Here is a 13,345-nt window from a genome sequence, read left to right on the forward strand (position 1 = left end):
GCCGCATAAGCGGCCAAGGCCAGCAGGGCGACAAAACAGATATATAAAGTTCGCATGGGGTGGTTTCCGGATTTCCTGAAGTCATAACGCGCGGGGCGACGATCAGGTTTCCTCTATCAGGCCCGGATAATTGTTCCGGACATTGCCGACCTCAGGCCCGACTGGCCAGACATGCATGTCTTCAGACGGGAACGGCTCAAAAAGGTCCTCCACCTTGCGACTGTCGGTGTCGAGCCAGCGGTCAAAGTCCGACGGGTGCAGGATGACCGGCATCCGGCTGTGAATCCCGGCTGTTGCGTCGTTGGCTTGAGTCGTCAGGATGGTGAAGCTGTGCAGTTCAGACCCGTCGATATGCGCGACGTCATATAGCCCGGCGAAGCAGAAATGACGCCGGTTGCGCAAGCCGATGGCAAACGGTGTCTTTGCGCCGGGCCGTCCGGTCCACTCATAATAGCCGCTGGCCGGCACGAGGCAGCGATGGTGGCGGAACGCGCCGCGGAAGACCGGTTTCTCCGCAACCGTCTCGCATTTCGCATTGAAGGTGGTGAAGGATTTCTCCTTCAGCGGTTTCTTCCACCAGGAGGGCACCAGGCCCCACAGGGCAGGGGCCAGTTCGGCGGGGCCTTCACGGGTGAGCCGGATGATCGGCTGGTAGGAGCCTGGCGCGGCATTATAGGTGGCTTCGGGCGGGTCGGTTTCGTCCGGCGGAATGAGATTCAGCCAGGCCTGGAAGTCGGCCCAGGTCACGCCATGCCTGAAGAATCGCCCGCACATGAATTCTTTTTAAACGAGATGTTCATTCACGAAAACGTTGCGGAACGGTAAGAACGCCCAAGCGTTCAAAGGGGCAACCTCTCCAGAATGCTGTGAGGATAAAGGAGATATCCCGAGATGAAGACATTTATGATTGGTACCGTCGCCGCAGCCATGATGCTCACGGCCTGTGAAACCGGCGGAATTTCCCAGCGCCAGGCTGTTGGCGCAGGCGCCGGCGCTATCGCCGGTGCGGGTCTTGGCACGCTGGCTGGCGGCGATGACCGCCGCAATGCCGCTATCGGTGCAGCCGTTGGCGCCATCGCTGGCGCGGCTGTCGGCACCTATATGGACAAGCAGGAGCGCGAGCTGCGCCAGCGGACCCAGAATACCGACATCCAGGTCGAACGCCGCGGCGACCAGATCGCCCTGACCATGCCGTCCAGCGTCACGTTTTCGGTCGACAGTGCGCAGCTGAAGCCGGAATTCTACCAGCCGCTCAACGAAGTTGCAGGCACGCTGGTCAACTATCCGTCGACCGCCATCGACGTTGTGGGGCATGCCTCCGCTGACGGTCCGGATGACTACAACCAGCAGCTGTCGGAACGCCGCGCCTATTCGGTGGCCAACTACCTGCAGGCGCAAGGCGTGCAGCCGGTTCGTATCAATGCCTATGGCATGGGCGAAACCCAGCCGATCGCCAGCAATGAAACGCAAGCCGGACGCGCGGCCAACCGCCGCGTCGAAATCCTGCTCAACCCGGTCACGCAGGACCAGGTGAGCTAGGGCCGTCAGGTACTGCTCAGAAAAGAGGCCGCGGAGCATGGCGCTTCGCGGCCTTTTCCATTGGGCTCAGCCTTCGGTGACGCTCGTGACCTGATAGGTCAGCGGGTCGCCCTCATGGCCAGTGACCGTGAGATATTCGCCGACGGCGAACTTGTGATCACCAAGCCGGTAGGTGGGCTCATCCGGGCCTTCGCGGTCCTCATCATAGTGGAAGAACCAATGGCTGCCGCGATGGGTCAGCCAACCGTCTGCGCGCTCATCCGGGTCAGGGTCAAACCGGACCACCGTGGCTTTCTCGCGATCCTGTCTCCAGGCCTCGAGATCCAGTGTGCCGTCGGTTTTTAGCGGGGCGTTGAGGACATAACCACGTTCGGCGTCGCCATCGGGAAACCCGGGATTGCGAGCCAGGCGCAGGACGATCTTCTTGAATGCCATAAAGAGAACCTCTCATCTGATGGTGAGACTGTCCCCACTCTAATGGTTCGTGCCAATTGTGGCTATTACGTATTCGCGCGGACAGGGGGCGTTGTGACGCTGCGCCGGTCCCGACGCTGCGCCAGACGTTCAGACAAGCCGCTCAAACAAAAAAGCCGGGGCGACAGCCCCGGCTTTCCATGAGATTTTTGCAGATATCAGGCGGCGACCTTGGCCTTCACGCCGCCCGGCGGGAAGCGGTCATAGAAGCCTTCGCCCTTGGCCGCCATATCCTTCAGGAGCTGGGGCACCTTGAAGCGCTCACCATACTTCTCTTCCATCCGGGTCGCTTCCTCGACGAAGGGCTTGATGCCCCAGATCAGGTCGACATAGGAGCAGCAGCCGCCCGTATAGGGCGCAAAGCCCCAGGCGAGGATGGAGCCGATGTCGGCATCGCGCGCATCGGTGATGACGCCTTCCTCGAAGCAGCGGGCCACCTCGATCGCCTGACGGATCAGGAAGCGGTTCTTCAGGTGCTGCTTCAGCTCCGGCGGGCATTCGTCCACCGTCACTTCGAGACGGGAGTTGAGATCGGGCCAGAGCCGCTCCGGCTTGCCCTTCTCGTTATAGTCGTAGAAGCCCTTGCCCGCCTTGCGGCCAACCCGGCCCTGGTCCTCGACCAGCCAGCCGAGGAATTGGGTGCGATCATCCTTCTGGATGTCCACGCCCATGGCTTCGGCCGTGGCGCGTGTCACTTTCAGGGCGGTGTCGAGACCGACGGAGTCAGAGACTTCCAGCGGGCCCATCGGCATGCCGGACTGGCGCCCGACATTCTCGATGATGGCCGGCTTGATGCCTTCGGCCAGCATTTCCATGCCTTCGCGCGTATAGGTGCCGAAGCAGCGCGAGGTGTAGAAGCCGCGGCTGTCATTCACGGCGATCGGCGTCTTGCGGATGGCGAGGACATAGTCGATCGCCTTGGCGAGGGTCGCTTCAGAAGTCTTTTCGCCAGAGATGATCTCGACGAGGCCCATCCGCTCGACCGGCGAGAAGAAGTGGATGCCGATGAAGTTCTCGGGGCGCTTCGACGCCTTGGCGAGACCGGTGATCGGCAGGGTCGAGGTGTTGGAGCCGAAGACGGCATCCTCGCCCAGAACCTCTTCGGCCTGCTTGGTGATCTTGGCCTTCAGCTCTTCATTCTCGAAGACGGCTTCGATGACCAGGTCGGCGCCTTTGACATCGTCGTAATTATCCGTCGTCGTGATCAGGTCGAGCAGCTTGTCACCCTTTTCCTTGGTCGACTTGCCGCGCGAGATGTCCTTCTCGACGAGACGGCGGGAGTAATCCTTGCCCTTCTCGGCGTTCTCCTTGGAGACGTCGACAAGCACGGTCGGGATGCCGGCCTTGGCCTGGACATAGGCGATGCCTGCGCCCATCAGGCCGGCACCGATGACCGCGATCTTCTTGAACTCTGTCTTCGGATAGCCGTCAGGACGATTGCCGCCCTTGGACAGGGCCTGCGTCGACAGGAAGAGCGAGCGGATCATCGCCTTGGCTTCCGGGCGAGACTGGGTGTTGATGAAGTAGCGCGTCTCGATCCTGAGGCCCGCATCGATCGGCACCTGGATGCCTTCATAGACACAGGAGAGGATGTTCTTCTGGGCCGGGAAGTTGCCATAGGTCTTGGCGTGCAGCATGGCGTTGGCCATGGTCATGACCTGGCCGGCACCCGGAGAGCGGTGCGGAACGCCGCCCGGGACCTTGTAGCCCTTCTCATCCCATGGCGCCTTCGCGTTCGGGTTTGCCTTGACCCAGGCCTTGGCGCGCTCGACGACGTCGGCGCCGGGAGCGAGTTCGTTGATCACTCCCATCGCCTTGCCCTTTTCGGCATCGAAGCTCTCGCCCTGAAGGATCAGGGGCAGGGCCGCCTGAACGCCGACAAGGCGCGGCAGGCGCTGCGTGCCGCCAGCCCCTGGCAGGAGCCCGATCTTCGCTTCCGGCAGGCCGAATTGTTGTTTCGGATTGTCGTTCGCGGCCACACGGTAGTGGCAGGCAAGCGCGACTTCGAGACCGCCGCCGAGGGCGAGGCCATTCAGGGCGCAGGCGACAGGTTTGCCGCAGGTCTCCAGTTCGCGAAGCGTCTTGTTCAGGGAGAAGCCCTGCTCGAAGCGGGCTTTCAGTTTCTCGTCCTCGGACATGGAGCCGCCATCGGAAGCGCCGGCCCGGTTGCCCATCTCGCCAAGGTCTGCGCCAGCGCAGAAGCCGGACGGCTTGCCCGAAGAGATCACAAGGCCCTTGATCGCGTCATTGCTGGCGACCTCTTTCGAGATCGCGATGATATCTGCGACGGCCTGGCCGGTCAGCGTGTTCATGCTGCGGCCTGGCACATCGAACACGGCATGCGCGATGCCGTCGCCATCAATGTCGAATTTGAATGTTTCGAGTTTCATTGTCTTTCGTCCTGTTGGAAGTCAGCCCGCATCAGGGCCGCCCTCATCCGTCTTGTCTTCAGATTCAGTCTTCATCCGCGCCTCGCCGAAGACCGGCGAAAGCGCGAGGCCGATCGGGAGGCCGAGGCCGATAAAGGCCATGTTCCCGAGCGCAGCGCCGAACGCTGCGCCGAGAGCAATGCCGACGGCGATGCCGATCGGCAGGCCCCTCTCGAAGGCCTCGTCAGCCATCAGACCCGCTCAATGATCGTGGCGGTGCCCATGCCAGCGCCGACGCACAGCGTGACGAGCGCGGTTTCCTTGTCGGCGCGCTCCAGTTCGTCGACCATGGTGCCGAGCAGCATGCCGCCGGTCGCACCCAGCGGGTGACCGAAGGCGATGGCGCCGCCATTGACGTTCATCTTCTCGTGCGGAATGCCGAGCAGGTGCATCATGAGCATCGGCACGGAGGCGAACGCCTCGTTCAGCTCATAGAGGTCGATATCGCCGACATCCATGCCGGCCTTCTTCAGCGCTTTCAGGGACACAGCCGTCGGGCCGGTCAGCATGATGGCCGGCTCGGAGCCGATCGAGGCCATCGCCTTGATGCGCGCCCGCGGCTTGAGGCCGAGCTTCTCGCCCATTTCCTTCGAGCCGAAGAGAACCGCCGAGGCGCCGTCCACGATACCCGACGAGTTGCCGGCATGGTGCACGTGGTCGATCTTTTCCAGCTCAGGATAGCGCTGCTTGATGACTTCATCGAAACCCATGCCGCCCATGCCCGCGAAAGACGGGTTCAGGCCGGCCAGCGACTGCATGTCCGCATCCGGACGCATATGCTCGTCATGATCAAGGATGACGGCGCCCATCTGGTCCTTCACCGGGACGATGGATTTGCTGAAACGGTTTTCCTTCCAGGCTTTCGCGGCGCGCTTCTGGCTCTCGATTGCATAGCCGTCGACATCGTCGCGCGAGAAACCCCACTTGGTCGCGATCGTGTCCGCGCCAACACCTTGCGGGGCGAAATAGGATTTGAGCGCGATCGACGGGTCGGAGGACCAGGCGCCGCCGGCTGCGCCCATCGGCACGCGCGACATGCTCTCGACACCGCCGCCAATCGCCATGTCAGCCTCGCCAGTCATGACCTTGGCCGCCGCCATGTTGCAGGCCTCAAGGCCTGAGGCACAGAAGCGGTCGATCTGCACGCCCGCGGTGGTTTCGGCATACTCGGCGTTCAGCACCGCGATCCGGGCGATATCGCCGCCCTGCTCGCCAACCGGCGACACGCAGCCGAGGACCACATCGTCGACATTCGAGGTGTCGAGTTCGTTGCGGTCGCGGATGGCTTGCAGCGCCTGGGTCGCCAGCGAAAGCGAGGTGATTTCGTGCAGAGAGCCGGAGCTCTTGCCCTTGCCACGCGGGGTGCGCACGGCGTCGTAAATATAGGCTTCAGTCATTTCAGGGGCTCCTTTCGGGGGGAATTTCGTGTCTGGCGAGTGACGCTACATCGTCCTTGCGATCAGCATTTTCATGACTTCATTCGCGCCGCCATAGATGCGCTGGACGCGGGCGTCGGCATACATCTGGCCGATCGGGTATTCGTCCATATAGCCATAGCCGCCATGCAGCTGCAGGCACTCGTCGATGATCTTGCACTGCAGGTCGCTGATCCAGTATTTCGACATGGACGCGGTCGCTGCGTCCAGCTTGCCCTGGATGAGCAGCTCTGTGCAGTGGTCGGCGAAGACCTTCGCGATGGTTGCTTCGGTCTTGCATTCGGCGAGCTTGAACTGGGTGTTCTGGAAGTCCCAGATCGTGCCGCCAAAAGCCTTGCGCTGCTTGACGTATTCGACCGTTTCCTTGATGGCGCGCTCAATCATGCCGACGCCCTGGAGGCCGATCACGTGGCGCTCCTGCGGCAGTTTCTGCATCAGCTGAACGAAGCCCTGGCCTTCCTCGACGCCGAGAAGGTTCGATGTCGGCACGCGAACGTCATTGAAGAAAAGCTCTGACGTGTCGGCGGCCTTCTGGCCGATCTTTTCGAGATTGCGGCCGCGTTCGAAGCCTTCGACCTCGTCGGTCTCGACCACAATGAGCGAGATGCCCTTGGCGCCCTTGGTCGGATCGGTCTTGGCAACGGTGACGATCAGGTTTGCTGTCTGGCCGTTGGAAATGAAGGTCTTCTGGCCGTTGATGACGTAATGGTTGCCATCCTTCTTCGCGGTCGTCTTGACCGCCTGCAGGTCGGACCCGGTGCCGGGCTCGGTCATCGCGATCGCGGCGATCAGCTCACCGGAGGCCAGCTTCGGCAGCCACTTTTTCTTCTGCTCTTCAGAGCCGAACGTTTCGATGTAAGGCGCGATGATGGCGTTGTGCAGCGTGATGCCGAAGCCGTCGATGCCCTGCCATTGCTGCTGTTCGATGATGACGGCCTCATGGCGGAAATCGCCGCCAGCGCCGCCATACTCGTCGGACACTGATGCGCAGAGGAGGCCGGCTTCACCCGCCTTCTTCCACATCTCGCGCGGGACGTAGCCCTGCTTGCGCCAGTCCTCGACATGCGGCTTGCATTCGCGCTCGAAAAACTGACCGACAGCGTCGGAAAAGATCGAGATTTCCTCGTCCTGGCGCCATTTTGCTGGTGGTACATCGAGCACATTTTGCATCTGGTCATCTCCCTGATCGCGATCGGCGACAAGTTGTCGTTTACGTTCACGTCAACATATAAAGCCCACGCTTCTGTGGCGCGAGTCCTCACGCAACGTCATGTTGCAGTGTGTCAGATGGGCGGCAGGCCGGGCCCGCCGCCCAACAACCATTCCGGTTAGAACCGCTCGGCGTCGAGCGCCATGAGCGGGTCCGCGCCGGTCTTGAGCTTGGCAAGATGGGCTGCCGTTTCCGGCAGGATCCGGCTGATATAGTAGCGCCCGGTGACCAGCTTGTCGTCATAATACGGGTCCGAGCCGCGCTTTTCCACCGCCGTCTTGGCCATCTTCGCCCACATATAGGCGAGCGCCGTCAGGCCGAAGAGGTGGAGATAGTCGGTCGAAGCGGCGCCGGCATTGTTGAAGTTGCTCATGCCGTTCTGCATCAGCCAGGTCGTGCCATCCTGCAGCTTGGCCTTCGCATCCTTCAGCCCCTCGATGAACGGCGCGAGGTCTTCATTGTCTTCATTGGCGCCGATGAAATCGTCAATCTCGGCGAAGAAGGTGAAGACGGCCCGCCCGCCATTGGCGGCCAGCTTGCGGCCGACCAGGTCGAGCGCCTGGATGCCGTTCGTGCCTTCATAGATGAGGGTAATGCGCACATCGCGGACGAATTGCTCCATGCCCCATTCGCGCGTGAAGCCAGAGCCGCCGTGCAGCTGCAGGGCATCATTGCAGGCTTTCAGGCCGCGATCGGTCAGGAAGGCTTTCACCACAGGCGTCATCAGCGCCATGTAGTCGCCCGCCTTCTCGCGGACTTTTTCGTCCGGGGACTGGTGCAGCAGGTCGCCATGCAGCGCCGTCCAGTAGGTGAACAGGCGGGCGCCTTCGATGAAGGCCTTGCAGTCCAGCAGCATGCGGCGGACGTCCGGGTGCACGATGATCGGATCGGCAGGCTTGTCGGGTGCCTTCGGGCCGGTCAGCGAGCGGCTCTGCAGGCGGTCATTCGCGAAGTCTACCGCGTTCTGGTAGGCGACTTCCGCCTGCGCCAGGCCCTGCAGGCCGACGCCCAGGCGCGCCTCGTTCATCATGATGAACATGGTGCGCATGCCCTTGTGCTCTTCACCGACCAGCCAGCCAGTCGCTTCGTCATAGTTCATGACGCAGGTGGCATTGCCGTGAATGCCCATCTTTTCCTCAAGCCCGCCGCAGGACACGGCATTGCGCTCACCCAGTGAGCCGTCGTCATTGACGATGTATTTCGGCACGACGAAGAGCGAGATGCCCTTGATGCCTTCCGGCGCGCCCTCGATCCGGGCCAGGACGAGGTGAATGATATTGTCGGTCAGGTCCTGTTCGCCGCCGGAAATCCAGATCTTCTGGCCAGTAATCTTGTAGGAGCCGTCGGATTGCGGAACGGCCTTGGTCTTGATGAGGCCAAGATCGGTGCCGCACTGGGGCTCGGTCAGGTTCATCGTGCCGGCCCATTCGCCAGAGGCCATTTTCGGACCGTACTTGGCTTTCTGCTCATCGGACCCGCCGGCCATCAGGGCTTCATAGGCGCCCGATGTCAGACCCGGGTACATGCCGAACGCCATGTTTGCGGACGACACCATTTCGCTGAGGGCGATTGCCAGGAGGCGCGGCAGGCCTTGCCCGCCATGCTCCAGCGACTTCGAGAGCAGCGGCCAGCCATTCTCGACGAACTGCTTGTAGGCGTCCGGAAAGCCGTCCGGCGTTTTCACCGAAGCGTCGTCATTGCGCACGCAGCCCTGCTGGTCGCCGACGCTGTTCAGCGGGAAAAGCACTTCCTTGGCGAACTTGCCGCCTTCTTCGAGGATCTGGTCGATGATATCGGGCGTCGCCTCGGAGAAGCCTTCGAGGTTCGAGTAGTTTTGCAGCGACAGCACATCATGGAAGATGAACTGCATATCGCGCACAGGCGCATCATATCGCGGCATGGAATATCCCCTGAAATAGCATTTGGCGGCGCTTCACTAACAGGTGAAACGCCGCACTGTCAGCCCCGACGGGGCATGAATAATTGAGTGGGCTCAGGCTTCGTCGAGCTGCTTGCGGGCGACCGCATCATAGGCAGCGACATTCTCGGCATCATCGGAAGTTGGCCCGACATTGGACAGGTCCTGCTCAAGCCATTCGATGCCCTTGCGAAGCTCTACAAGGGCGACCTCGATATCTTCGCGCTGGTCCTCGAACTCCTGGACCTGCTTGCGGAATTTCTCGAGCGTCTTGCGCTTCTGGGCGCGCTGATTGTCGCCCAGGCCGTAAAGGTCGAGGATTTCGCGGATGTCGGCAAGTGGCAGGCCGAGACGCTTCATTCTCACGATGATCGTGACGCGGGCGCGATCGCGATGAGAGTAGACGCGGGTCATGCCATCCCGTGCGGGGTGCAGCATGTCCTTGTCTTCATAGAAGCGGAGGGCGCGAGGCGTGATGCCGAATTCGCGGGCGAGTTCCGAGATCGTGTAGGTGCGGCTCTCGGCGATGGAAAGGGAAGCTGTATCTGGCATGATTGCGAATAATACGCGCCTTTACGCGAACGTCAACGTCATCTTTCCCTTTGCGTAAAAGTAATGTGGAATCCGGGGACTCCGCGCCCGGGATGAAGCGGTCCTTGCAACTCTGTGAATAATTCCGGCAGCGCAGTTTACCTTTTTAACGGGGTTTTAAGACGAAGCTTACCATTCACGTAATGATAAGGTGGCGAGGGGCTGCCTGCCGGTCACTCACGGCCTGTCTTGGAGTGGAGCGCTTAGCATGTCGAATTATGGTCCCTGGAGCGTCAAGGGAATCGACCAGCGAGCCCGCGAAGCGGCGCGCGAAGCAGCCCGCGAGGAAGGCCTCACCATTGGCGAATATATCAATCGCATGCTGCTTGAGGAAACCGACGAGGACGCGCCGTCCATGCGCGATTATCGCGAACCGAGATATCCCCGCGCCGTCGAGGAACTGGCGCCAGAGCCACGCCGCCCACAACAGGGCCGCGGAACATTCGACCAGCTGATTGCGCGCCTCGAAGCGGTCGAAGCGCGGTCCACGCTCGCGCTGACGGGCATTGACCAGTCCATCGTTGGGCTGGTCGCGCGCCTGAACAAGACGGATGCGAAGTCCGACCGGGTCGCCGAGAATGTCGATGCCTTCATCGAGGATCTGCGCACGACGTATGAGCAGCTCCAGGAAAAGGTCGAGGCGCTTGAGGAAGACGATACCGGCGCGCGCAATCTTGAATCGCTGAAATCGCTGGAAAAGGCGCTCGGCGAACTGGCCAGCCATATCAACGAGCAGAACGAGCGCCGCAAGAACGAAAACCAGGACATTCGCGGCCAGGTCAAATCCGACCTTGAAGACGTGAAGAACCGTGTATCGGGTATGGAGAAGCGCGTCGAAAGCACGCTGGCCGACACGTCCCGGCGGATCGAGGAAGCCCTGGAGCAGGCCGAGGCCTGGTCGGAGAAATCCTCACGCAAACTCAATGAGCGGGTGTCCGAGGTCGAAAGCACGGTTGCGTCGAAACTGTCGCGGCTGGACCAGTTCGACGAGCGCATGGGCGCGGTCGAAGGCGACGTTGCCGGTGCGCTGAGCTCCATCGAGGCTGTGATGACCCGCATGCAGGACCGCCTGCATCGCGCCGAAACGGCAACCAATACCGCGCTCGAGGGGCTTGAGCAGACCTTCAACCGGCTGGACCAGCGCATCAACGAACTTGCCGAGCATGCTTCACCGGAAGCGGCCGCCGAGCTCAAGGCGCAGTTTGAGTCGCGCTTCGAAGGCCTTGCGAGCGAGCTGCGCTCGTCGGTCGAGTCGGCCCGCGAGTCGCTGGCCCGAGAGATCGAGGAAGCAGCTGCATCTGCCGATCCGGAAAAACTGGGGGCGCTTGAAGAAAGTGTCGACGGGCTTCAGAAGCGCGTCGCCGCCAGCGAGGAACGCTCCAGCCGCGCCCTTGAAGGCATGACCAACCAGGTCAGCCGGATTTCGACCTCCCTCGACCGACGCCTGCGCGACGTGGAAGCGCGCGACCCGGGTGAGGCTGTCGAGACCGTGCGCGCGGACATGGAAAAGCTGACCCAGGAGGTCAGCGACCGCTTCGAGCAGTTCGACTCGCAGAATGACGAAGTGATCAACAAGATTACCGAACAGATGCAGGCGCTTGCTGACCAGTTCGAGTCGCGCGTTGATGAAAGCGAACAGCGCAGCGCCAACGCGATCGAGCAGGTTGGCGAACAGGTTGCCAATGTCGCCCAGCGTCTGCAGGCGCGCCAGGAACGGGCGTTCACGCAGCTTCAGGAATCGATGGAACAGGCGCGCAAGCAGCAAAGCATGCGCCTGTCCGACGCGCTGACCGGCGTGTCTGACCGTATCGAGAAGATGCAGCAGCAGCAGGCGTCGGCCATGTCGCCCGTGCAGAAGGCGATTGCATCCCTCGCGACGCGCCTCGAGGCGCTGGAAGATTTCACGGCCCCGCCGCATGCTCAACCTGCCCGGGCTGACTCTGAACCGGACTTTCCCGGGCCGGATTATGATGGCTTTGCCGATGAGCCAGACACGTCAAACGATCTGACTTTCGATGAAAAGGGGCACGAGCCCAGCGACCTCGAAATGCTGGTTGCTGAAATCGAGGATGAGGCGCCGGCGGCAGAAGCGGATGCTGGCGATGACATCTTCGAAATCGAGATCGACGAATCCGGTCTCGAGGACGACGAGGACGCCGCCTTCGAGGCCGGCATTCCCGATATCTCCGAAGTCGACGAGCCATCGGACGCGGTCGAGACAGAATCCGACTTGCTGGAGACGCTGGAAATCGATGACGGTGATGAGCCTGTCGAAATTGCCGATCCGGACGCCGACCCGCTCTCTGAGCTTTCGTCCTGGGATGATGGGGCCGATGAGGCCCGTGACAGCGACATATTTGGCGAGGATGATCCCGGCGACCTGCTGGAGGCCGGCGAAGACAGCGAGCCCGAGACCGACCTAGAGGCCGATGAAGAGACCCTGGCCGACGCTGAGGAAGAGGCACCCCTCCAGGAAGATCCAGAGGCGATGGACTATCTGTCCCGCGCCCGCAAGGCTGCAATGTCCGCCACCGCCGAGTCCCGTCGTGGCAAGGTCAATACAGGCAAGCGTGGCAAGTCCCGCGTGCCTCTGGTTGCGGCCGTTTCCGTAATCGCTCTGGCGACCGCCGCAGCGGGTACTTTCGTTACGCTGCGTGGCCTGCAGCAGGACGCCGACCGTCCGGTCGTGCAGTCCACGACGCCGGTGCATGCCGAGCCGACATCAGCGGATGCCGCCCCGGAAGAAACGTCCGCCCCCGAAGAGACTGCAGCCGCGCCAGTGATCGAACCACTCGATTCGAGCGAGCTGGCATCCCTGTCACCCGAAGACGAGGCCGCGGTCGAAAGCGAGCTGTTTGAGGAGCCGGCGGACAGCCCCGCGCCGCAAGCATTGCAGCCAGTCGTCGATTATGCGGCCCTGCCGAGGATTCCGCAGACGCCAACCCTCGAATCCGCGGCGTCGACAGGCGATCCGGTCGCCCAGCTGATCCTTGGCGAACAACGCCTTGATGCCGGTGACTATACGAGTGGCCCGAGCCTGGTGCGACGGGCGGCCGAAGCCGGCGAGCCTGCCGCCCAGTATCGCCTGGCCAAGCTGCATGAGCGCGGCCTTGGCGTGCCGAAGGATCTCGAAGCCGCCCGCCAATGGACCGAACGCGCCGCCGAGGGCGGCAACGTCAAGGCGATGCACGACCTCGCCGTCTACTATGCCGAAGGCGAAGGCGGCCAGCAGAGCTATGCCGCCGCCGCTGAATGGTTCCGCAAGGCTGCCGATTACGGCCTGACAGACAGCCAGTACAACCTCGCCGTCCTTTACGAAGCCGGGCTCGGCATTTCGCCCAGCCGGACAGAAGCGCTTTACTGGTATGAAGTCGCGAACGCGCAGGGCGATAGCGGCGCCATCGAGAAAGTGGAAGAGCTGCGCGCAGGGCTCTCGCTTGATGCCGCCCAGCAGGCCCAGCGCCGTGCGGCGAGCTGGAGCCCCGCCGAGCCGTCAGCCCGTCCGAATGGCCGTTTCGGCTTGCAGGCCTGGCAGGGCAGTTCGGCCGAGCAGGTCCGCTCGGTCCAGACGGTGCTTGGTGCCCTTGGTTATGAGGCCGGGCCCGCCGATGGTGTCATGGGTGCCGGCACGAGCAGCGCAATTGCCGCCTATCAGCGCGATGCCGGTCTGCCGGCCACAGGTTCGATCACGCCGGAACTGGTGAGCAGCCTCAACAACACGGTCGAGGGCGCCAGCCAGGGCGGCTAG

At 62.2% G+C, this 13,345-nt stretch carries 10 protein-coding genes; 2 read left to right on the top strand and 8 right to left on the bottom strand.

The window, feature by feature from the left end; genetic code table 11:
• Nucleotides 1-102 precede the first annotated feature (102 nt).
• On the bottom strand, nt 103-774 hold the full coding sequence (locus D1227_RS04215; RefSeq protein ID WP_119403891.1) for an SOS response-associated peptidase: 672 nt from the start codon (nt 772-774) through the stop codon (nt 103-105).
• Nucleotides 775-891: 117 nt separating this feature from the next.
• Here D1227_RS04215 and D1227_RS20320 point away from each other — a divergent pair, with 117 nt between their 5' ends.
• Nucleotides 892-1,539 carry an OmpA family protein gene (locus D1227_RS20320; RefSeq protein ID WP_199288303.1) on the top strand — a complete coding sequence of 216 codons (648 nt, stop codon included), beginning with the start codon at nt 892-894 and terminating at the stop codon, nt 1,537-1,539.
• 66 nt (nt 1,540-1,605) lie between these two features.
• Here D1227_RS20320 and D1227_RS04225 read toward each other — a convergent pair whose 3' ends face one another.
• From D1227_RS04225 to D1227_RS04255, 7 genes are all read right to left on the bottom strand, one after another.
• The gene (locus D1227_RS04225; RefSeq protein WP_119375977.1) at nt 1,606-1,974 is read right to left on the bottom strand and encodes a hypothetical protein; all 369 of its coding nucleotides are present in this window, start codon (nt 1,972-1,974) and stop codon (nt 1,606-1,608) included.
• 197 nt (nt 1,975-2,171) lie between these two features.
• Nucleotides 2,172-4,403: a 3-hydroxyacyl-CoA dehydrogenase NAD-binding domain-containing protein gene (locus tag D1227_RS04230; protein WP_119403892.1), complete on the bottom strand. Its 2,232-nt coding sequence runs from the start codon at nt 4,401-4,403 to the stop codon at nt 2,172-2,174.
• 21 nt (nt 4,404-4,424) lie between these two features.
• Nucleotides 4,425-4,634: a hypothetical protein gene (locus tag D1227_RS04235; RefSeq protein ID WP_119403893.1), complete on the bottom strand. Its 210-nt coding sequence runs from the start codon at nt 4,632-4,634 to the stop codon at nt 4,425-4,427.
• Nucleotides 4,634-5,839, bottom strand: coding sequence for an acetyl-CoA C-acetyltransferase (locus D1227_RS04240; RefSeq protein WP_119403894.1), 1,206 nt, complete (start codon nt 5,837-5,839; stop codon nt 4,634-4,636). The genes D1227_RS04235 and D1227_RS04240 overlap by 1 nt, the downstream gene beginning before the upstream one ends.
• Nucleotides 5,840-5,884: 45 nt before the next feature.
• Entirely contained in the window at nt 5,885-7,048 is a 1,164-nt protein-coding gene (locus tag D1227_RS04245) for an acyl-CoA dehydrogenase family protein (protein ID WP_119403895.1), read from the bottom strand.
• A 158-nt stretch (nt 7,049-7,206) separates the two neighbouring features.
• The gene (locus tag D1227_RS04250; protein WP_119403896.1) at nt 7,207-8,988 is read right to left on the bottom strand and encodes an acyl-CoA dehydrogenase C-terminal domain-containing protein; all 1,782 of its coding nucleotides are present in this window, start codon (nt 8,986-8,988) and stop codon (nt 7,207-7,209) included.
• A gap of 93 nt (nt 8,989-9,081) precedes the next feature.
• A complete protein-coding gene (locus tag D1227_RS04255) occupies nt 9,082-9,558 on the bottom strand; it encodes a MerR family transcriptional regulator (protein ID WP_119375983.1) in 477 nt (158 codons plus the stop codon).
• Between the two features lie 247 nt (nt 9,559-9,805).
• Between D1227_RS04255 and D1227_RS04260 the strand changes: the two genes are divergently transcribed.
• Entirely contained in the window at nt 9,806-13,345 is a 3,540-nt protein-coding gene (locus D1227_RS04260; protein ID WP_119403897.1) for a peptidoglycan-binding protein, read from the top strand.

It is taken from the genome of Henriciella mobilis (assembly GCF_003576315.1).
Lineage (GTDB): Bacteria > Pseudomonadota > Alphaproteobacteria > Caulobacterales > Hyphomonadaceae > Henriciella > Henriciella mobilis.